Annotated in this window: 1 protein-coding gene (cut by a window edge); it reads left to right on the top strand. The window is 56.1% G+C overall.

The features are described from left to right. Nucleotides 1-11 precede the first annotated feature (11 nt). A protein-coding gene (locus tag V5T57_RS01450) for a hypothetical protein (RefSeq protein ID WP_332889370.1) crosses the window boundary here: on the top strand, nt 12-24,432 show its 5' portion. 21,773 nt of this gene lie beyond the right edge of the window; 24,421 of the gene's 46,194 nt are visible here — the first part of the coding sequence; its start codon is at nt 12-14; its stop codon lies off the right edge, out of view.

Here is a 24,432-nt window from a genome sequence, read left to right as displayed (position 1 = left end):
GGAGTTGTGTCATGAAGAAAAAGCCTGTGTCTCGTAAAGTCGGTTCGGCTGTGCAGCAAAGCTTTTTCCATCAAAATCGAGCCATGGTGGAGAAATTGGAGGACCGTATCCTCCTCTCCGCCGAGGCCATGGTACAGCAGCAGACGGAGGAGGATGCCCTGACGGCAGACACCTTTGATCTGGCGGTGGCGCAGGTCAGCAGCAGCTTTAGCGATGTCTCAGAGATCGCCTCTCAAGGGACGGTGATCGACCTAAGCCAAGATGGCGAAGGGGCTGAGCAGCTGGAAGGGCTGACCTGGCTGGAGTCAGATACACTGCTTTCGCTCAATGAGAGCCTCTCCAATGTGGTCTTCAACCTGGGCAGTGGTGATGATATCGCCACACTCTCTCAGGATGATGATGGCAACATGCGCCTGTCTGGTGACTCCATCTACGACATCGTGTTTGCCGCCCCCATCAATATCTTTGGCATTATGGGGGGGGATGGCACCGACCAGCTGCTGCTCTCTACAGTGGATTTGGGGGATACCACCCTGTTGGCAGAGGCTGAGACCATTGAGGTCTCCGCCGATGCGGTGGTTGAGACCACCGCCAGTGTGGTGTTGCGCGCGCAGTCGGCTTTTTCAGAAGATCGTACGCCAGCCAATGCCATTAGTTCCGTGATGGATCTGTTCGATGGTATTGACCATGGGGCTTTGTTGCAGGTTGAGGGGGCGATTCTGGCAGCAGAGTCTGTGGTGCTGGAAGCGTTGGTGGAGACCGATGTCTCTGTGACGGCGGATGCCCCTTTGGATGTCGCGGTCCTGATGGCCGATGTCGAGGCCACAGCCCTGTTGGGTAGCCAAGCTGATATTCAAGCACAGAGTGTGGTGTTGCGTGCGGTGAACGAAACCCGTTTGGCGGTAGACTCTACCGCTTCTTTGGGTGTGGCGGGTGTGGACCTTACCCAGATCACCACCGCCGGTGTCGCGGGTGGCGCCTCTATGCTGATCAGCCAGCTGGAAGATGATGCGGGGGTGGATCTATTAATTGAGGCGGTGGACCAGACGGATATTACCGTCAAACTGGCCCCGTCGGATGAAGAGATCCCCGATCTGGCCGAAGGTTTGGAAATTGGGGTGAGTCAGATTGACCTGGATCGTACCACCTCCGCCTTTTTGGGGGATGGTACCGCAGCGGTCACGCTGGATGGAACCGACTATCAGTCCGCAGGTTCGGTACAGGTGAGTGCTGCCAGTACCGACCTGGGGCAGTTGGAGAACCCCGGTATTTTTGGGGAGGTGCTCTCTGACCTGATTGGGGTTCAGAACACCACCATTGCGGAGGATGTGACCGCTCAAGTGGTGGATGCCGACCTGAACGTGGCGGCGTTGCAGGTCTATGCCCTGAACAATAGTGGGTATGATGCCCGCGGTAAAATTGCCCGTGTTAAAAGCAGCGGTACCACCCAGGCATTGATGGATGGTGTGACCGTAACCGCAGAAGAGGGGCTGGATCTGCTGGCCAAGGATAGCAGCCACTATGCCGCCACCAGTGCCGGTTTTTCTGCCGATATCCCTAAACTGGATGGTATTAAGCTCGGTATCGCCTCAGCAAGCAATACCATCGATCGTATGACCTTGACTGATCTCTCCAACAGTACCATCGAGAGTGCTGGCTTGCGTCTGCTGGCTACCCATGCGGTTACCCTGGCATCCACCACCGAGTCCATGGCCATCGCAGGGGGCGAAGAGGAAGGCAGTGAGGGTTCCCAACTCTCGTTAGGGGGCGTGTTTGCCTGGAACCAGCTCAATGGCGGTGTGTTCTCCTCCATTGAGGGAAGCACCATTACCGTCCATACCGAGGGTGCCCTGCAGGTTGAGGCACAGAATACGGCAACGGTCTCAGCAGACTCTGTTGCCGGTACTGGGGTCAGTGATGCCGCCGGTTCGGCGGGGGGTGGATCCCTGGCTTTCAATGCCGTGGGTTGGGACATGGGCAACATTGGTGCCGTGGCGCTCAGTACCCTGATCGGTAGTGATGTCGGCATGACGGCAACCCCGATGGATACGGTGGCCTATATCGCGACCAGTAATGTCACCATTGCGGGTGATATCACCGTGCAGGCGGTGGATGGGATAACCCTTAATGCCAACATCAACAACAGTTCCGAGGTCTCTACAGGTGAGGCTGAAAGTAGCTTGAGTGTTGCGGCCTCGGCTGTTTTGGCCAGTAACCGGGTGCGGAGCAATACCCAGGCTTATGTGGATGGTAAGGATGTAGAGAACAGCTACCCCCTGTACAACACGTATGCTGGCGGTTCCATGGCTGTTATGGCTAAGGATGAGGCGATCATCAATGCCGATGTGGCCATGTCATCGATCACATCCAACGCCGGGGGCAGCAGTGTTGCCGTTGGTGCCATTGTGGTCCGTAACGATGTACGCCAGACGGTCTTGGCTGAGCTGGATTCTGCCCTCATTACCGTGGTGGGTGACCTGTCGGTGGATGCCATCGGCCATGGTGCCATCCATGCCACCCTAAGTGGTGAGGTACGGGCCAGTGATGAACCCGCGCTGGATGAGCCTGCCCCGGAAGGGGAGGTGGAAGCCACGGAAGAGCCTGGTGTATCGGAAGAGGTGTTGGATGCTGAAGCGGCTGCCGAAGCTGCGGAAGAGCTCCCTGAAGAAGATCTACCTGCGGAAGAGCCTGTGGAAGAAGAGCCCGCAGCGGAGGCCCCTGCGGAAGACCCCGCCACGGCATCCAACCCTGTCGCGGCAAATGCGCTCATTGCCAATAACCTGATGCTCAGTAGTGTGGAAGCGCTGGTGAGTGGTGGTGTGATCTCAGCCGATGGGGATATGGCGGTACGGGCGGATAATGGGGTAACCATTAACGCCACCAACAGTGCCATCACCGAAAGCAGTGGCACGGCGGTTGGGGCAACCCTGGCCTTTAACACCATCGGTTGGGAGGCGCGAAACCTCCTATATGGCACCATTGATACCCTGGTTGGCAGTGAAATTGGTGATGAACGCCCCACCTCGGTACTGGCCCATGTTGACCAGAGCAACCTGATTATTGGTGGTGGTGTCGAGGTCAGTGCGGTGCAGGTACCGCAAATTAATGCCACGGTGATCAACAACGCCACCTCCACGGGGGATGGCGCGGCGGTGAGTGCGGTACTGGCCAGCAATATGGTCAGTTCACGGGCCGATGCTCTGTTAACCCCCTATGCAACCCCCGATGAGAGTGTGTTAGAGGTTGGGGAGACCACCCATACCATCGGTGGTGGGTTGGTTCTTAAAGCCAGTGATACGGCGGGTATTTCAGCGGAGATCTCCATGCAGTCTGGCAGTGGCGGTGGCGTCGCTGTTGGGGGGCTGATTGTCCGTAACGATGTCCGTAACGATGTCTCCGCTTTGATTAATGACGCCCACCTGGATATTGGGGGCGATGTAGAAGTGCTGGCACGAGGTTCGGCCACCATTACCGCCAGTTTGAATGGTGAAGTGGTCTCGCTCTCCGATGAAGAGGCTGAAGAGAGTAGTGATGATCAGGCCGGTGGTCTGGCGGTGGGGGCTTTGATCGCGACCAATGCCATTCTTAGCGATGTTCGCGCCACCGTGGTGAATAGTGATATCGACAGTGCAGGCTCGGTAACCATTGATGCCAACAACGCTTCGCTGATTGATGCCACAAATAGTGGCACCATCAGCTCAGGGGGGACCGCCGTTGGCGCCACCCTGGCCTTTAATACCATTGGTTGGCAGCCACAAAACCTTCTGTTTAGCACCATCGACGCCCTGTTGGGGACCGAACTGGGGGATGCCCAACCTGCGGCGGTGCAGACGGTTATCTACAACAGCTCTATTGAAGCGGATGGAGATCTAACCAGTGGGGCAACCGGGGATGCACGCATTACAGCCAGCATTGCCAATGAGATCTCTGCCACCGGTGCCAGTACAGCGGCTGGGTTTATTCTGGCCAGTAACATGGTCTCCTCCCGGGTGCGTAATTTTGCCCGTAACGGTGAGGATGAAAATGGGGATATGACCCTGATGGCAGGGGGCAATATGAGCCTGACTGCCAGTGACAGTGCGGCCATTGAGGCTGACATTAGCTTAGCCTCCAGCAGTGGTGGCGGGGCCTCTGTTGGCGGGATTGTGGTCCGTAACGATGTGCGTGGTGATGTACTGGCCGAGGTCTATGATGCGGCGATGGATGGCGGGGGCGACTTTACCCTGAGCGCCCTGGAAAATGCGGCCATTACCGCCACAGTCTCTGGTGAAATGACCACCCAAAGTGCGGAAGAGGAAGAAGAGGCCTCCGATCTGGCCGCAGCCCCCAGTAGCTCTCCCTTGGCGATTGGGGCGGTGATCGCGACCAATACTGTGCTGAGTGAAGCCGACGCCCATGTAACCCGCAGTGCGGTGGATATGGATGGTGCGCTAACTGTGGCCGCAGACAATGTCTCAACCATTACGGCGGACAACAGCGCGGTGGTCTCCTCTGGTGGAACCGCCGTTGGGGTGAGCCTGGCTTTTAACACCATTGGTTGGGAACCACAGAACATTTTTACGCAGGCGGTCGATGCCCTGTTGGGGACCGCTATTGGGGATGAACAGCCCGCCAGTACCCAGGCCTCCATGACCGCCACCACCTTCCGGGCCGGTGGTGATGTCCGTGTCACAGCCGGTGCTTTTGATGCAACAGAAGAGAGCGTGGCCGGTGCGGGTATTTTTGCCACCATCAACAACGCCGCAGCCTCTGATGCGGCCAATGCCGCCGCCAGCTTTGTGCTGGCCAGTAACCTTATTAGCAGCGACACCGCCGCCTGGATCAGCCCCTATGAGAGCGCTGATGATGCGGGAACCGAGCAGTTGACGGGCAGCACCACCGGCGCTTTGACCGTAGCTGCCAGCGACTCAGCGGTGGTGGACTCTGGCATTACCCTAACCACCACCAGTGCAGGTGGTGCCTCGGTAGGGGGGGTGGTGGCCCGCAACGATGTGCGCACCGGGGTTGATGCCTATGTGGACCGGCTGGACCTGACCACAGGTGGTGATTTGTCGGTTCTGGCCATGGAAGCGGCTGCCATTAACGCCACCTTAAGTGGTACCAGTACCTCCTCTTCTGACGGGGAGGAGAGTTCAGGGTTGGCACTGAACGGTCTGATCGCGACCAATACGGTGTTGAGTGATGCCGATGCCTGGATTGCTCAAAGTGATATCCTAAGCGGTGGTACCCTGCAGGTACACGGGGAGAACCGGGCAGATGTGACCGCAGAAAACAGCGCTACCATGAGTTCCAACAATGGTACCGCCGTTGGGGTTAGCCTGGCTTTTAACACCGTGGGCTGGGCACCACAAAACCTGTTTGCCAATACCATTGATGCCTTGTTGGGTACCTCTATTGGCACCGAACAGCCCGCTGCGGTCTATACCTCAATTGATGACTCCTCCCTCACCATTGGTGGGGATCTGGATATGGCGGCCAAGGTCTCTGGTACCATCAACGCCACCACCAGTAACGAAGCCACCGCAGGCGGTCAATCTGCCGCGGCTGCCATTGTGCTGGGTTCCAATATGGTCAGTACCGTGGCGGAAGCGACCATTGTTGAACCCGCCGATAGTACGGATGCCATCACCGTCGGGGGAACCCTATCGCTCTCTGCCGATGATGCACCGGCTGTTTACGCCAACACCAAGCTGGTCGCTTCTGCAGCGGGTGAAGGGGAGGGGGCGGATGCGGAAGCCTACTCCCGCGTTGACTTTATGAGCAGCGATGGTGAGCAGGAGATCGCTTTTGGTGCACAGGTCCAGGTGGCCAGTGACCATGAGGGGGGGGGTAAAAGTGGTCAGATCTACCGGTATATGGGGGGGGAGACCTCTACGCTGGATCTAACCACCCAAGATTATACCGATAGTGGCGCGTGGTATGAGTTGATAGCCCCTAAAGGTAAGGCAGCAGAACTGATCGCCCTGCTGGAAGGGGCGCAGATGCCCTATTTTGAACGTTCGGTCGACTTTGGCTCCATCTCCATTGGTGGTGAGGATTTTGACCTAGGGTTCTCCGCTGGAATTGGCTGGCAGGATACACCCTTTTTGGAGTTCATTGCCGGGGGTAACGATTCCGCCGATGGCGAGGTCACCAAAACCGATGAGGGACTTAAAGTGACCGTCCCCACCTTGGATCTTGGTGGTCGTTCCTTTGAAGGGCCTGAGTTTAACTTGGCCCTGGATTTTCCCAACCCTGTTTTACCCTTCTTCTCCTTTGATGAAGTGCTGGGCACCATTGAGCATGGTGGGCAGAGCTTTGATTGGGGCATTAAGGCTTCCCTGGGTTGGGAAGATATGCGCCTGTTGGATATGGTTAATCTGGAGGCCTTGCTGCAAGGCAATGTGGATCCTCAGTTACCGACCTTCGATGCCGCTTTCTTCTTTGATGATCTGGTCATTGATGATCTACAAATTTTGCCTCAACAACTGCGTATTCAGCCCCCGGATGTACTCATTACCCTGTTTGGCACCCCGGTACGGCTGACCTACGGCGCAGAAATTGTTATTGAAACTCCTGAGCATCTCTCCGACTACATCGACCCTGAGCTTGAAGAGCTGGAGGTGGTGATTGAGGATGTGGATCTGGATGCACTGTTCAACCGTGCAGGTAGTGAAGATCGCCCCGAAGGGTATTGGGATGAGGCGGTCTCTATTGATGTCAGCAACCCTGAGCTCCCTTATTTTGAAGAGGAGCTGATTTTCACCACGGTGAACATTGGCGATACCGAATGGGATGTAGGTCTGCGTGCAGGTTTTGGTTGGCAGGATAACATCACCCTGCTGGAAATGCTGATGGCGGATGCACCCGAGACAGGCATCAGTGCGCTGGATACAGGTTTGAGTCTGCAATCCCCCGGTTTTGATATCGGTGGGGTTTCGCTGCAGGGGCCTGAGGTTAATCTAGAGTTGATCCTGCCTGACCCAGAGCTACCCTATGTGGAGTATGCTCAGGCGCTGGGCACGGTGGAGGTGGATGGTCAATCCATTGAGTGGGGCGCAACGGTCTCTCTCGGGTGGGAAGATGCCACCCTGCTGGATCTGGTGGATGTGGATGCCTGGTTAGAAGGGCGTTTTGAGCCCAACCTGCCGACCGCGTCGGTGGATCTATATCTGGACCTGCCCGAGGGGATTGAAGGTCAGGTCTTACCTCCCGAGGTCGAAATTTCCCTGCCATCGGTCAAGCTGGATCTGCTGGGACAAACCGTCTTGTTTGGATTGGGGGAGACGGTCACCGTCGCCATGCCTGATCTCTATGCGGATCTGGTGGATGACACCATGGATCCTCTCCAGGCCTCTCTGCCTGGGTTGGATCTGGATGCCGCTCTGAATGGTGATCTCTCAGCCTACGAACCGGATGGTTCGGAACTGAGTATGGATGTCACCGACCTGGACTCTGTAGAAGCCATTTTACTGGAGCTGATTCAGATACTGCCCGGCCATTTTGTCTTTACCAACTCTCCTTTGCTGGAGACGGTGGATGTGCTGGCCAGTAACATCCTGCCTTTCTCCATTACCGACTTCACCTTAGAAGATCTGCTGCCGGAGTCCCTGTACAATGTCGTGGGGCTGTTTGTGGATCCGGATGCCGATGCCGTTGAGCTGGATCTGGCAGAGATGACGCTGGATTATGATATTCCAGGGTTGGATATCCTCATCAATAATCCTCTGCTGCCCTGGTTTGAGGAAGATCTGATCGCCGATACGGTGACCATTAGTGGTGAGAGCTACGATGTGGGTCTCTCGGTCTCCACCGGTTGGGAAGATCTACGCCTGTTTGACATGCTTATGGGCGAAGGGGTTGATGCGTCGTTTGATATTTCCGAGACCGGTCTGTCGTTACAGACGCCGGGTGTGGATGTTGCGGGGATTAACTTCCACGGGCCCTCTTTGAACCTGGATCTACTGTTGCCTGATCCAGAGCTGCCCTTCTACCAGTACCAGCAGGAGCTGGGTACCCTGGAGCTGGATGGAGAGTCGGTCACCTGGGGGGCTGAGGTCTCGGTAGGGTGGGAGGATACCACCCTGTTGGATATGGTGGATGTTGGCGCATGGTTAGAGGGTCGGTTTGAGCCCGTTCTGCCCAGTATTGATGTTGACCTATGGTTGGATATGCCAGATGGCATGAATGTGCAGGCCCTGCCCAGTCAGTTTGAGGTGACGCTGCCGCAGATAAAAGTCACGGTACTGGATCGGATTTTACTGTTGGGTTTCTCCTCCACCGTGCTGGTAGATACCCCAGAGGCCTATGCGGATTTGATCGATCCAGATCTGGCCCCCATTGCGGCGCCGCTGCCGACCTTGGATCTGGACCGTGCTCTGTTTGATGATGAGCTTACCACCTACACCCCTACAGGGGATGAGTTGGTGGTGGATGTGCTGGATCCTGACTCCTGGCAAGATGCCTTGATGGACCTTATCCGTATAGTACCGGGTAACTACAGCATTACCGACCCCCACCTGTTGGGCAGTTTACTGGGCTTTGAAATTGACACAGACATTCCCTTGGCGGAGATCGCTCTGGATGTTGGGCTACCTTTCGATCTGTCTGATTTTACGCTGGATGAAGTGCTGCCCGCATCGGTCTATGATCTGGTAGAGATCTTTGTCGACCATGAGGCTGATCTGGTTACGCTGGAGATCCCCACCATCGACTTTGGGGCCATTGGTTCCTCTGTGCCTGCGGTGGATGCCTTTATGGATCTACTCAAGAGCATCCCCACCGAAGTCCGACTCTATGATCCAACCATCTCTGGTGATGTTTCGGTCAGTCTGGAGGACTTTAACAGTTATGCCAGTATTCTCGGCTTGTTGGGTATTGAAACCAGCTTTGAACAGAACATTGATTATTCGGTCCCCCTTACTGAGACCATTGCCGATCTGGATATTCCCTATTTAGAAATTCAGACCGATGATCAGGGGGAGAGCTATCTGGGCTTTAACCTCTACGATGTGCTCCCTGAGTCGGTCTTGGATGTTTTGGGATATTTTATCGATACCGAAACTGCCGATGTGGTGGAGTTGCGTATACCGGATTATGACTTCGGGACCATCGATAAAGATACCCTGATCAACGGTTTTAACGCGTTGATGGGTACGGATTATGGCCAGACCACCGATACCACGGATACCACGGACAGCACGGATACCACGGATACCACGGACAGCACGGATACCACGGACAGCACGGATACCACGGACAGCACGGATACCACGGACAGTACGGATACCACCGACAGCACCGACCCCGATGCCGCTGCTGAGGAGACCCCGGTTGTAGATTGGGCTGCTTTGCAGGAGATCAGTGGTGGTGAAAGTGGGGTTTCTGAACTGCAGCACCTGACATTAACCCGTGATGCGACGCTCACCGCAGGTATGGAAGAGAACCCCTCTGTACGTCTGGCCTTGGGGGATTACCTCACTGAACCGGTGGATGTATTGGCCATTGGTGAAACCAGCAATGAGTCGCAGCGTTTGACCATTAGTGCCACGGAATCTCTGTTACCTGTCGAGTCTGCCGGGGTGGCCACTGAGTATCAGTTAAAGATCCACTATGCCAACGGTCAGACCCCCAGCTCACGAGACTCCTTCCAGTTCTACTACGACAGTGATGTGGAAAACCTGTCGAAAAAGGCTACCTACAACGGTATGCCTTTCAGCCAGGGTCGCCATATTGCCGAGGCTCTGGGAGATCTGTTGGGGGTCAGTGGTCGGGCCAACCGCCTGGGTAGTACCGATGCCTACCGTCTGAGTGGCATTAAGGTCGATGCCCTAAACTCCCCCCTGAACAACCAGCTTTATAAGATCACCTTCTCCAACAAAATGTTGGACCGGATCAGTGATCTGGGAACCCTACAGGTGGTGGGGAAAGATGGCAGCATTCTGGAACTCAGCCTGACCCCCATGGAAACTGTGGTGGTGGCCGATCCTGAGCCGGTTGTTGTGAGCTATGAACTGTTCCTGGAAGGATACTCTACAACCGTTACTTTTGAAGGTCCCTCCAGTGAGGATGCTGCGGATATCGCCACCGCGATGGAGGCCAATGCCGCTGCGATACAAGACGCTTTGGAGCTTTTGGTTGGACCTTCCCATACCACGGTGACCTATGATCCCGATGCCTTGGTGGGCTGGAACTTTGATATCGAGTTTGTGGGGATCATGGCCGGTGAGAACTTTGAGGAACTCACCGGTAAGACCCGGGCCAGCTCGGATGGGTTGTTGCTGTTCAATACGGAAACCAAACTTGATGGCAGTGAAGGGGCGACCGTTGAAGACCAAGCCGCTTTAATTGAGCAAGCCCTTAATGCAGAGCTTGGGGAAGGTAGTACCACCGTTTTTGTGGATGATGAAGGGGGCTACCGTATTCTTTACGGGGCTGAGTTTGCCGATCAGGATATCCCCAACCTTCGGGTGTTGGAAGCCGATGTTGGGGTGGCGGGCAACAGCAGCACCCTGCTGGCGGGGCAAAACAGCCGTGGGGCCGAGTATCTGTTTAATCCCGATGGCTTGGGAGATGCCGCCAGCTTTGATCTACGGGTTAGTATTGATGGGGTGGCCTATGAGGTGGCGGGGCTATCCCCCGGGGCTAATGCCACGGCATTGGAACAGTCCATTGCCGGTGCCCGTAGTGAAGCGTTGGATGATGACGCTACCCAGCGCTTGGATGAGACCGGGTTGGATGTTGTGGTGCGCGCTGCAACCGGTGCTGAAGGGGGACAAGGGTGGGTGATCGGCTTTGAGGGTGAGGTGGACAGCCACCGTATTCAGGGGCTGGATATTCTGGTCAATGAGACCCCTGCGGCAGAAGAGCCTTTGGAGACCCCGGCCTCAACCTCCTCCCAGGCTATGGCAGTGGGTGGTGTGGTGGTACGCAACGATGTTCGTGGTCAGGCTACGGCCTATATTCTCCGTGCGGAGGTCCATGCCGGTGAGGTCACCATAACCGCTACGGATAATGCGGTTATTAAGGCGACCATTGATGCCACCGCGACGGCGGTTACCGACGACAGCGGGCAACTTTCCGGGGGGAGTTCAGGGGGTGGGTTGGCTGTAGGAGGGGTGATCGCAACCAATCTGGTGCTCAGCGGAGCCGATGCACACATTTTGGACAGCGATGTGACCACCACAGAGGGTGGCGTGACGGTTGAGGCGTTGGATTCTGCCCATATTGCCGCACAAAACAGCAGTTCTATGACCTCCGGTGGTCGTGCTGTGGGGGTAACCCTGGCCTTTAATACCGTGGGTTGGGAGTCTCAAAATGTTCTGTTTAATGCGGTAGATGCCCTGGTCGGTAGTGAAATTGGCGATGCCGCACCGGTTGAAACCCAGGCATATGTCGAGAATAGCAGCATTAATGCCGCGGGTTCAGTCACGGTTAAAGCCGACTCCGAAGCGTACATCCATTCGGCCATCAGTAATGAGACCACCTCTGATCTCGCCGCAGCCTCTAGCGGTGCGGCTGGGGGTAAGGCCTCGGGCACCAGTGTGGGGTTTGTGCTGGGCAGCAACATGGTCAACAGCTCTGTGGATGCCTTCATTACCGGTAGCGATCAAAGTGTTACCACCACAGATGGCAGTTTAACGGTTAGTGCCAGCGATGATGCACGCATCACCTCAGATGTAAACCTGGCGGCCATTACCTCCGCCAATGAGAGCGAGTGGTCCATGGCGCTTAAGGCGCTGATTAACTATGTCGGGATCAGCTATACCGATAGCTCTGGGGTGCAGGATCTGAAAATTGGGGATCGGGTGCGTCTGGCCGATGCCGACTATGATACGTTTGATCGTCCGGCCAGCCTGGAGCTTGGGGATCGGGTGCAGTTGGGCAGCAGTATCGGTGGGGGAACTGCGGGGGCAACCTATGAGTATCTTGGTGAGGAGCCTTTGACCGATGCGTTCCTGGATCAACAGGACTATAGCGATTCCACCCAGTGGCGTCGCATACGCGGTGATGTCGGCTCCACCTATATTTATATGGGAGCTGGCGAAGAGAGCAACGTCAACTATGAGAACTATGAGGATGGTAGCCGCTGGTTCCAGTTAGAGCTGGGCGCGCTGGCCGATGTCGGTATGGCTGTGCTGGACTCTCTGGGAGAGTCCAACGACAGTGCTTCAGCCTTTGGTGGGCTGGTGGTGCGTAACGATGTCCGTACCGATGTCCTTAGCCATATTACCGGACAAAGCTTAACCATTGGTGGTGATATTACGGTTACGGCCCTACAAAATGCCACCATCACCGCGAATGATGACAGCAACGTTAGCGCCCAGGATACGGGTGTTAACGTGATGATCGCCACCAATACCGTCATGGGCGATGCCCAGGCCTGGATGGCCGATAGCTCGGTGGTTACCAGTGCGGGTACGGCAGCTGGCAACCTGTCCGTTGCGGCTGAGAACCTCTCCCGTATTACCGCGACCTTAACCAGTAAAATCCAAGCCAGTACCTCTGTGGGGGTGACGTTAGCCTTTAACACCATCGGCTATGCCCCCCAAAATCTGCTGGCGGATATTGGGGATGCGGTTCTGGGGCTGGGGATCAATGATCCGGATGGGGTGCAGACCCAAGCGTGGGTGGACAACAGTGATCTGAGCTTGGCTGGTGACTTGACGGTAGATGCGCAGTGGACAGGTGCCATTGATGCCGTGATCAAAAATGCAGCACTGGCGGTGGATGCCAGTATTAAATCCAGCGAAGATAAAACGGCCATCACCGTTGCACCCGTGGTGGCGATGAATAAAATCGCCGGAGATACCGCGGCGTTTATTACCCATGCCCAGCCCATTGTAGCGGCGGGTGATCTGTCGGTAACCGCCCGTTCCGGTGCCCGGATTAATGCGGAAGTAAGCGCCAGTGCCATCGGTATCGCTGCCGGTAGTACCGGTTCTAAGGCGGTCTCCATTGGTTTAAGCCTTACCCGTAACGACATCCGTAATGATCTCAGCGCCTTTATCGATGGTGGTGACACCACGGATCCGGTGGCTCTGATCTCCAGTGGTGGCCAAATGGCGATCCAGGGGGTGCGGGACTCCGTCATCACCGCCAATGGTAGTGCCACCGCCGTGGCCATTTCCGCCAGCTCTAAAGGTGGGCCTGCGGTCTCGGGGGCAGGGACCTTGGCCTTTAACCGCATCAGCGGTAATACCGACGTCTTTGCCCAAACTGTGACCTTGGAAACCACCAATACGGAGCGGGGTGATCTGTTCATTACCGCCTCTGACGATTCCACCATTGATGCCAATATCACCTCCATGGCGGCATCGGTCTCTGTGGGGGGGAACAGCAGCAAGGCCTTCTCCTTGGGCTTCTCCCTGGCCCGTAACATCATCGGCTCTAAGGCGGTGACCGCCAGCTATGATGTTAAGGCCAGTGATTATAGTGAAGATAACCTGCTGACCACGTTGGAGACCGGCACACGGGTGCTTAACGACACCGGTATGCTGGGGGCTGAAGTTTATGAATATGTCGGCGATACCGTAACGGATACGGAAAATGGTATTGAGCTGCGTACCCGCAACTACTCCGATGAAAATAACTGGAAGCTACTCAGCTACACCCCAACCATTGCGGCGACCCTGGCGCGCTTGAGTGAAGTGGATGGGCGTATTGCCGGTGAGCTGCGTCTTGAAGCCGACAGTACGGCGGTGATTGATGCGGTGGTTCTGGCGGGTTCTGCCGCGGTAGGGGCCTCCTCCAGTGGTGCCACCAGTGTCAGCGCCGCAGGTGTTTATGCCGAAAACCGTATTTACAGCAGTGTCGATGCCCGTATTGATGGACGCGCCAGTGACCTGCCCGATGAGCGTCTGAGCCTCAGTGCCGACACCATCACCATCGATGCTGAAGGGCGTGCCAGCATTCGTGCCGTTGCCGGGGCCGCCTCCATCGGTGCCTCGTTGTCGGGTGGGGGTACCGGTGCCGCGATCTCCATCGGCCTCTCCCTGGCCTTTAACAGTATTGATAGTGATGTGCTGGCCAATGTCAGCCATATGCACCTGTTAACCACCAGCGGAGATATCGATATCGCGGCCAAAAGTGGGGGGCAGAGCACCATGCCTGACCTGCAGTGGACCGACCTGTTGGCGCGTGGCATAACCGCTGAAGGACTGGATGCCCTGGGCAATAGCAACGCTGCAACCACCTACGACAGTGATGAAGATCAGAGCTGGACCTATTTGGCTGAAGAGGGTGAGACCCTGTTGATGACCGATGATCTGGTGCGTGCATCGGATGGTCGTATCTACAGCTTTGATGGGGCGGATGAGACGCTGGTTGACCTTGCTGCCGTGGATTATACCAGTGATGGTGACTGGCAGGAGGAAGAGGCCGATGAACAGGAGCTGCAGGCCGGTTACACCGTTACGGTAGATGCACGGCATAGCTATGGTGGCGAAGCTGGACGGGTTTACCGGTTTATCGGTATTCCCGCAGATTACACCACTGAAGAGGGCGAAATTGCGGTTCAGAATGAAGATGTCGTCCGGGTAGCCAGTAACCATGAAGATGGTGATCTGGTGGGTAAGGTCTATCGCTATAGTGGTTCGACCATCACTGTGGATCTGAGCAGTGAAGACTTTACCGGTGACAACTGGGAAGCGTTGGATATTGAAGAGGATGCCCTGTTGTGGCAGGAGGATTACTCCAATACCAACCGTTGGGAGCTGGCTACGGAGTTTGCCGATGCTGATGTCGCCGATGCTCTGTCCGATGCCCTGGCGGATGCTGGTGTGGCACTGCCTACTGCAGAGATGATCCGTCCTTCGGCAACCTACAGCAGTGTAGATGACCGTTATTGGGATCTCTCCACCGATGATGGTGAACGTGAGGTGAGCCAAGGTCAGCTGGTGGTTGACCTGACCAGTGATGAGGGTGAGATCTATCGTTATCTGGGGGATGCCGAGACGATGGACCTGGGTGAGGCCATCTTTACCGATGCCGCCATCTGGGAGCAGGTGATTAATCAGTGGGATCACCAGGTGGTCGCACCAGGAACAGATCTGGAGACAGAGGCTCTGGTGAGTGCCGGTGATCGTGACTATCCGGTGTTGGTCAGCTACCTGGGGGATGCCGATACGGTTGATCTGGGCTTGGCGGATTTTGCCGATGATACCCTGTGGGCGGCCCAAACCATCCACACTCTGCCCACCACCGATGTGGTGACCCTGAACGAAGGGGACTATTTGTTGGTGGACCTGGGGATTGCGCCGATCTATCTCCAGTATGTGGGGACCGATCCTGTGGATCTGGATCCTGCTGAGTATGAGACCGCCACCATGGATGAAACCTTGTGGCAGGTGGTCGAAGGGGTGGTGGCCACAACAGCCATTGAGACCACCGAAGTGAGCACCGGTACCCTGGTTGCCGCAGAAGGGGTGGATGGCCTTGCCGTCTATCGCTACAGCGGTGATACGGCTGAGCTGGATCTGCAGCGTACAGAGTTTACAGTCGAAAATGGCTGGTCTGAGCTGGATGCAGGTACCCGTATGCTTAAAGAGCAGACGGTACGGGTTGCCGGGTCGCACATCTCGGGTGGATCGGCGGATCAAACCTACCGTTATATCGGTAAGAACAATCTACGTTTGGATCTCTCCAAACAGGACTACACCGACAGCAGCCTGTGGCAGTTGGTGGAGCCGACGTTGGATGTCTCCGTGGTGGAAGCAGGCAGTACCTGGACCCTTGTTGATGGTGTGGGTCGCTCCTATACCCTGGAGCTGGAGGGTGAAAGTGTTAGCCTTTCTGCCAACAGTATTAGTGCGGTTTCGGTCGCAGCTTCTGCGGCTGTTGGTGCGGCGCTGGGTAGTACCGGTGTGGCGGTCAGTGGGGCGGGTGCGGTCTCCGTTAATACGGTCAATGGCAACACCGATGCGATTATTGAGAGCAGCACGGTGGAGAGTGCGGGCGCGTTGACCATGGATGTTGACAGTGATGCCAAGATTGCGGCCACTGTGGTCGCTGCTTCGCTTGCTGTGGGGGCCGGGAGTAGTACCGGTGTTGGGGTCTCTATTGGGGTCTCGGTGGCGCGCAACTTGATCGGTCAAGCAGGCTTTGGTGTGCAGGATGTTGAGGCTATCGCCACCGTCCGCTCCATGGTGTTGGACTCTAACATTAACACCGCGGGTGCTTTAACCATGACTGCGGATGCCGAACAGAGCATCCATGCTTTTGTGCTGGCCGCTTCTGCCGCAGTGGCGGTCGGGGGCAGTACAGGGGTTGGGGTCAGTGGTTCCGGTGTGTGGGCAGAAAACCAGATCGGCAACCAGATCTTTGCTGGGGTGGACAGCAGCTCCCTGATTGGTGAGCGCACCAGTAGCTTGGCCATTGGTGGGGATGTCACCATCAGTGCGTCGGATATCTCCCGTATTAAAGCCTATGCTGGGGCCGCTTCGTTGTCGGTCGCCATTGGCGGTAGTGCTGGGGTCTCCATTTCGGTGGGGGTCTCTCTGGCACGCAACGTTATTTCCACCACGGTGGATGCCGGTTTGGCTGGGGCGGATCTGGTCTCCGCAGGTGGCGTCATGCTCACCGCCCATTCCGATGCCAGCATTAAGGTCATCTCCTGGGCGGCCTCTCTTGCCGTCGGTATTGGGGGTTCAGCAGGTGTGGGCGTCAGTGGGGCGGGTGCCTCGGCGCTCAATATCATCCTGGGCGACAGCCGTGCGGTGATCAGTGACAGCGACCTGCTGGTCGCAGGCCCTGTGGTGGTGGATGCCCAGGCCGATAACCGTATTGATGCATCCATCCTCTCTGCCTCTGTTGGGGTCGGGGGCGGTGGTGTGGCCGGTGTGGGGGCCTCTATCGGGGTAGCCCTAGCCCGTAACTTTGTGGGGTATAACCCTTATGATAACGATGAGGATGCCGTTACCTATCATTCCAATGAGGATCTTCCCAGTCAAATTGTGACGGGTGATGTGATCCGGCTGGGGGATAAGTCCGGCTCCAGAGCGGGTGAGGTCTACCGCTATATTGGTGAGGAGACGCTCTATCGTCAGGATCTGGATGAAGATGGTGTCTATGATAACCTGATCTTGGCTCAAGATTATAGCGACAGCACCCTTTGGGAACTGCACCTGACCACCGATGCCAATGAAATTTTGGCTCAAGTGCATGGCAGCTCCATGGCTGTGAATGGTGAGGCCACAGAGACGGTTGATCTGACCATTACCGCCGATAACCGGCAGGTGATTGATGCCACCATCTTCTCTGGCTCTGTGGCCCTGTCGGTGGGTGGTACTGCGGCGGTGTCCATCAGTGGGGCAGGTGGTAGCGCCCTTAACCGTATTGGATCTCATACCCGTGCGTTGCTGACCGACAGCAGTGGTGAAGGGGTTAACCTGGATGGGGATGTCATCATCCGCGCCAATGATCTGGCCTCTATTGATACCACGGTTATGGCGGTATCGGTTGCGGGCTCTGCCGGGGCTTTTGGTGGCTCTGTCAGCATGGCGATCTCCATTGCGGAAAATCATATTGATAATGAAGTGACGGCACTGGTGGACGACAGTGTGGTCTTGGCCAGTGGCGATGTGACCATTGAGGCGGTGGATGATGCCTCAATCAACGCCACCTCTGCCGCTGTCTCCTTGGCCTTCTCGGCCAGCGTTGGTGGTTCTTTCGCGGGTGGTGGGGCCTTTGCGACCAATACCATTGAGACCGCTGTGACCGCAGCCATTGACCGTACCAGTGGTGCGGCTGTGGAGGGAAGTGTCGCTGGGTGGACGGAAGTCTTGGCCGGTGGAGATCTGACCCTGAATGCGGACAGTAGTGCGACCATCGACAGCACCGTTGCGGCCGCCGCAGCCAGCTTTGGCTTGGTCGCGGCCGCGGCTGCAGGTTCCGTTGCCACCAATACCCTGTCACCACAGGTCAATGCCTATATTCATGAGGCCGAGGTTCAGGCCGGTAGTGCGGGTACCATCACCATCAATGCTGGGGGTGAACAGAAGGCCAGTGCTTTTGTCGCATCGGTCTCCATCAGCTCAGGAGCCTCCATGGGGGCCTCCACGGTGATGACGCGGGATGATGGTCAAATCCTTGCCTATCTGGGGGATGATGTCACCGCCTCAGCGGGTACACTGCGTATTCGTGCAGAAGCCACCGATGAGATCTTCCAACGGACCATTGCAGCCAGTGGTGGCCTGTTCACCGGTCTGGCTGGGGCCTACTCGGAGCTCAGTATTACGGCGGATACCCTCGCGGCCGTTGGCGATCGTGCCTTACTGGATGTGGGCACGCTGGATGTCCGCGCCGACCGAGATCAGGATTTTGATGCCACATCGTACAATTTGGCAGTGGGGGCCTATGCCGGTAGTGGGGCTTCTTCCATCACCGAGGTAACCGGTACGGCGGATGTCACCGTGGGTGCCGATAGTATCATTAATGCCTCGACCATTCTTATGGCGGCAGATAACCGTGCGGTGAAAAATCGCTACACCTCAGATGATAATTCGATTGAGTCTATGTCTGCGGGTGTGGGGAGCCTGGATGTTATTGAGTCGGTGGTGGATATCGGTACCGCCAACCGTCAATTTGGCGCCAACGTCACCATTGGCCAAGGTAGTGAACTGACGGTTACCACCGATGATGGCAGTGAAGGAACCTTTGAAGTCACCACCAATGTGGATGTGAGTGCGCTGGATAAAGTACGGGTCGATGGTGTTGCCGGATTAAAGGTGACCTCGGCAGGGTCCACCCTGGATACGGATCTGCTGTCGGATATCACCATAACCGGGGCCTCCCTGCGTAACCTGAGTGGTGATCTGATCCTGTCGACCAAGACCGATGCGATCATTACCAGTGGGTCTAATGTCTTTACCCTGGCGGCCATTGCCGGTGCCATGGCCAGTTCCAGCGCCAATATGGACAGCAGTAATACCATTCATCTAACCGATGCCACCCTTTCTGCGCTGGATGTCAAACTCTATGCCGGAGAGAGCGCGGATCGGGTCAGTAATATCCTCTCTGCCACCGCCCAGGCAGATATGACCACCGTCTCCATTTATGGAATCAGTGCCCCGAGTGTGGGAGCGCAGATTGATGAACACAACATCATTGATCTGGATGGCACCACCGTCATTACCGCGGTGGGGGATGTGGATCTGGTGGCGCAGGAGGGGTTGAGAGGGGATGACCGTGCCTCAGTCGATGGCATGGTTCTGAATATTGGTGGGATACCTTACGGTATGGAGGCGGCTGGCCGTGCCGATGTGGACTCTGTGCATGAGATCCGCATGGAAGAAGGGGTCACCATTGAGGCTGGGGTTAACTACCAAACTAAGATTCAGATTTTACCCTATCTGGTTGATGGTGTACGGCAACTGGATGTCTCACGTATTGATAGCGATCTAACCGAAGCAGAGAAGCTTGCCCTGGGGTTGGATCCTGCCCAGCAGTACCACTATGCGGCCCTGGCGTTGGAAGATGTGGCCATGGGGGTGAGCACAGGCACCATCGTGGAGGCCATTGCCGGCGCTTTGGGGGGTGGAACCGCGGGTTCCTTCTACCAATATGGCCCCCTTGAGCTGGATACCGCCGATGCCAGCCTTGTGCTGGAAAAAGAGGACTACAGCGACAGTGACGCTTGGCAGGAGATCACGCCAGATTATCAGTTGGATGGCAGCGAGGTGGATCTCTCCGTGGCGTATGGTGAGGTTGTCCGTACCAGTGATGGACGCTGGTATGAGCGTATTGGGGATGATCTGCTGCTCACCACCGCCAATGAGAGCTTTGATGGCGAGGATTGGTCAGAGTGGGAGGCTATCCAGAGTGATGATGGCCTGCAGTTTGGTCTGCAACTGAGTGATGATTTCTATCTGGTTAAGCCCAAGTCTGTGGATCTGCCGCAGTTGGTCTACGCCAATGTGGCCAACCAGTTGTTGGAAGATCGCGCCAAGATTAAGGGGTGGATGGCCAGCCATGCGGGGAATGCGGAGGCGATTGCCCGTTATCAAGCGTTGGTTGAGGCCATTGATAGCCGTCTGGAATCCATGGGGATGACCGATACGACGGAAGATGGTGAGACCTCCCCACGCAGCAGTTTTGATCAGTTGTTCCTACGTCTTCCGACCATTACCGCTTCGGGTGGTGGGGTGTATGTCACCACCGGTAGCAGTTCCCAAGCGACCCTTCAGGCTGCCTTTGAGGCTGGCCAGTTGATCGCCCATGGTGACGCCTCTGTCGAGATCACCAATAACACCCCCTTTGGTCTGGAGATCAACGATATCCAGGTCCTTAGCGGGGGTCGGGTGGATCTGGTGGATGGGGAGATGGTAACCCTGGGTGCGGGCACCACCTACTTGAACGGTATCGCCCTGGGTGAGGCCTCGGATGGGGGTAACAGTACCATCACCATTATGCAGGACTCCTACCCGGCAGAGTATTACGACCTGGGGCAGGTTCAGATCCCAGAGGCCCCGCAGGATCTCTATGTACGGGGTCGGATCGTCAATGAGGATGGTACCCTGAACCTGACCAACCTGGAGGGGAGTATCCATGTCACCGGTGAGGTGCGTGCTGGTACCTTAAACCTCTCTGCGGCAGGGGACTTTAACCTCTCAACCGACGACTGGTTCCATGCGGGGAGTGATCCCCGTCAATTGGTGGACTTTAACGAACAGTTTGGTCTGGCACTGGCCAACCAAAGTGTAAATGGTAGTTTTGTTGAACAGAGCATGAGCACGGGTGATGGCCGGTTGGATGCCTTAATGGCGGCCATTACCAACCCGGCAGACCCTGGTCATATCTTTGCCATGGGTGCCATTAATATCAATGCCAACTATCTGAATATCAACGGTTTGATTCAGAGTGGTGTGGAGAATATTGAGCTTACATTTGAAGCGGATTTTGCCCCGGATGCGTCGGTCAACTTTACCGATGAGTCGGGTGACTTGCGCGATGGCATTACCTTTGGGGGGGATGGCCTGCAAACGGTAGATGGGTTCTTTGATGCCGACAGCGGCACCCTTGTGCTGGATGCGATTGAGCCTGCTGCAGGTGAGATCAACATTACCGGTACCATCGTCAGTACCGGTGGTGGTGAGCTGTTGGTGGCCAGTGGTTATGCCTCGGTCAACATTACCAACCTCACCGATTATGATATGGCCCTGGATAAAATTGATGTCGCCGAAAACCGTGAAGGCCGCATCACCATTACCGACTCTACCTCCTTACGCAGAGAGCAGTTCACGGTCGCGGATGGTCTGTACAGCCGTGAAGTCAGCCAAGGCACCCTGACCGAGGTTGATGGCATTAGCTCCATCAGTTATGAGGTGGTCTCTACAGAACATGATCTGACCGAAGAAGAGCTCTTCTACCAGCCAGAAGAGGGGCGTTATTACGTCTGGACCGAAGGTCAGGCCAAGACGGAAACCAAGTGGGAAACCTGGAAGAAAAAGAGCTTTAACCTGATTGGTTTGGATAGTGACTGGTTGGCCCGTGACAGCAAGGCAACCTCCACCAGTTTGGCCTACACCGATGGTGAGCCGCTGCTGGAGTCGGAACTGGTGCTCTCGGCTGAAGAGCTGGGTCTGACGGCTGATTCTGACATCTACTTCTATAATAACTATGATGAGATGCGTAACCCTTCGGTAGACTTAGTCTCCGATGTCTCTTTGGTACGGGATATTACCACCAGTAATCTCTACCGCTATGTGGGGGAAAGTGGTGCGTACTCCTTCCCGGTTACCGACTTTAGTGACAGCAGTCTGTGGTTGTTTGAAGAGACCATGGTTGGTGGTCGACAAATTCAAGTTCTTAATGCCGAGAGTGTTCAGGCCAACCCCACCAAATGGTGGAGCTGGACCTTTGATACGGTCATTAAGGCCACCAATTCAGTGTCGCTGTACTCCTCTGACGGTAAGTGGTCCCCCTCGAAGGAGAGCAACACCTTTGAGAGTGATTTTGCCAACCAGGAGATCACCATTGATGGCCCCCACACCTCGGGTGGTGGCTGGCTGCGCAAAAAGACCATCACCACGCATAAAATTACCGAAACCGGCCTGAAGGATTTCTACACCTACGCGTTGCGGGCAGATATGCCGGTAACCATCTCTGCGCTAACCGGCTCTACCGACCCGACGGTCAATATTGTTAATGACAACAGCCAGCTGCTGCTACGGGGTAATCTCTCCTTCTCCGATCAAGAGGTCGCGGATGATGGTGAGTCGATCATTCAGCCTGTTTCGATCTCCTCCGATGCTCTGACGGTTTCAGGTAATGTGGTCTTCTCGGGCCGTCTGCCTGAGCTTTATGCCAACAGTGATGTGACCATTACCATCCAAAATGGCCGGGGCAAGCTGGCTCTGGTCGCAGAAGGGGATGTGGTGGTTAACCAACTGGCAGGCCGTGAAGCCAGTAGTCTTAAAGTTAAAGGTATTTCCGCCAGTGGTGACATCACCATTGATGCCTATGACAGTATCATCACCGACTCTTTAGGGATGATTCAGGGGCACTATCTACAGCTACACAGCCAAACCGGTCTGATCATTGGTAATGTGGATTCCGAAGGGCTGGCGGCCAAGGCAGAAGGTAGTATCACCCTGGTGGAAGTGGAAGGGGATATGAACCTTGTCGCCCCCACCATGGCGGGGATGACGGCCTCTATTGAATCGGTCACTGCCGATGTCAACCTAGAGGTTAAGGGTGGCGCCATTTTGGATGTCGCCATGGAACGTTACACCCCAGATAGCGATGAGGTGCTCGCACAGCTGGATGAGGCAGGCTTTTCCGATTCGGAACTGGCCGCAGCCGGGCTGGGCAGTGCTGATGCGTTAATGGCCCAGGCCGCCTATACCATGGCACCGGATCTGGTGGCGGCCATTTTGCCCCACAACGATGTGCTGGGGCAGGGGGATGCCAACAGTGATGCTGAACAGCTAAATGTCTTAGGCCGTAATGTGACCTTGGTCACCTATGGGGGAGAAACCGCCAGTTTGGGTATGACCACCGACCGGGTGACCATTTTTGATCCCGCTGATTTTGCCAACCTGACGGAAGAAGAGCAGCATCTTCTGGCATTGGCCAGCCCCGGTGATGTGGTAGATACCAACTATCAGCGCTACGAATATTTGGGCGATGACACCACCTTTGATCTCTCCTTAGAGAGCACCTTTGATCATGCAGGCTTATGGCGTGAGGTGGTCACCGGTGAGAGCACCGACCTGCCCATGTTGACCACCTCTGACGGTCTGCGTGATGTGGTGGCGGGGCAGTGGGTTGAGAACCATCGTGAACTGCTGTCGGTGACCATTCAGATCTCAGATGATCTGAATGTGAGTGCCTCAGGTACCATGACCGTCTATGCCGAAGGGGATATTACCCTGGCTGCTGAAGGGGATGTGGTCATCAGCGATGAGACCGATAGCGCCTTGACCATGGGGGGCATAACCGCACTGGGTAAAGTGCGTGTGGATGCCACCGGGGGTATTATCGCCAGTGGTAGTGGTACCCACGCTTGGCTGACCAGTGGTGGTGATATGTGGCTGCGGGCCAGTGGTGAGGCGGGCTATGTGGGCGGGGCCATACGTGGTGCCACCAGCGACGCGCTGCTGACGATGGATGTGCAGGGTAGCGAAGCTCTGCTGACCGTGGAGGCTTTAGGCGATGTCCGTTTGCTGGATGCTTCGGACAGTTTGAACCTGGCTGGGGTGCATGCACAACAAGGGGACCTTTACCTACAGAGTAGTAACGGTAGCCTGTTGGCCGCTGAGTTTGATGGTACCCATGTTATGGGTGACCATGTGACCTTAATTAGTGGTGATGCGGACATCACCGCTGCAGGGCTACGGACCATTGGTTCTGCCGCCACAGATCTAACCCTGGAAGCTGACCAGTTGGTGGTGGAAAGCCACAGTGGGTACCCCTCTTTCATCTATGTTGATGCCACTGGGGATCTGGTGGTGGAGTCCATCGCTCTGCAGGACAAGGGGCAGATCCGTATTCATGCTGAAGGGGACCTGACGGTTAATAGTGCCCTGGAGTTGGAGAGTAACGACAGTAATCTACTGGATCTAAACGCAGAAACTGGTGACCTGACCCTGGCGGGTGAGCTGTTAAGTATCTCTGGTACGGTGAACCTCGCGGCTGGTGGGGATCTTATTCAGCAAGCGACCCTCTGGTTTATGGGGGCTGAAACCACCCTGACGGTTGGCGGTAACCTGGAACAGCAAGGGGCGGTGGTCTTGCGTTCGGATGGTGCCTCTGATGACAGTGATGCCGCTTTGACGGCCACCATAGGTGGTGACCTGCTGTTGGCACAGATCTCGGCAGGTGTGGCAGATATGCACCTGAGCGTTGGGGGGCGTGCGGTAGAGAATAGTCAGGATGCCGAGGCGGACCTTATAGCGGGTGTGCTGACCCTGCGGGCAGGGCAGAGCATTGGTACCGGGGGCCGCTATGGCGCCA

It is taken from the genome of Magnetococcus sp. PR-3 (assembly GCF_036689865.1).
Lineage (GTDB): Bacteria > Pseudomonadota > Magnetococcia > Magnetococcales > Magnetococcaceae > Magnetococcus.
The sequence above is the reverse complement of the archived record's forward strand: the minus strand, read 5'-3'. Positions and strand labels throughout refer to the sequence as shown.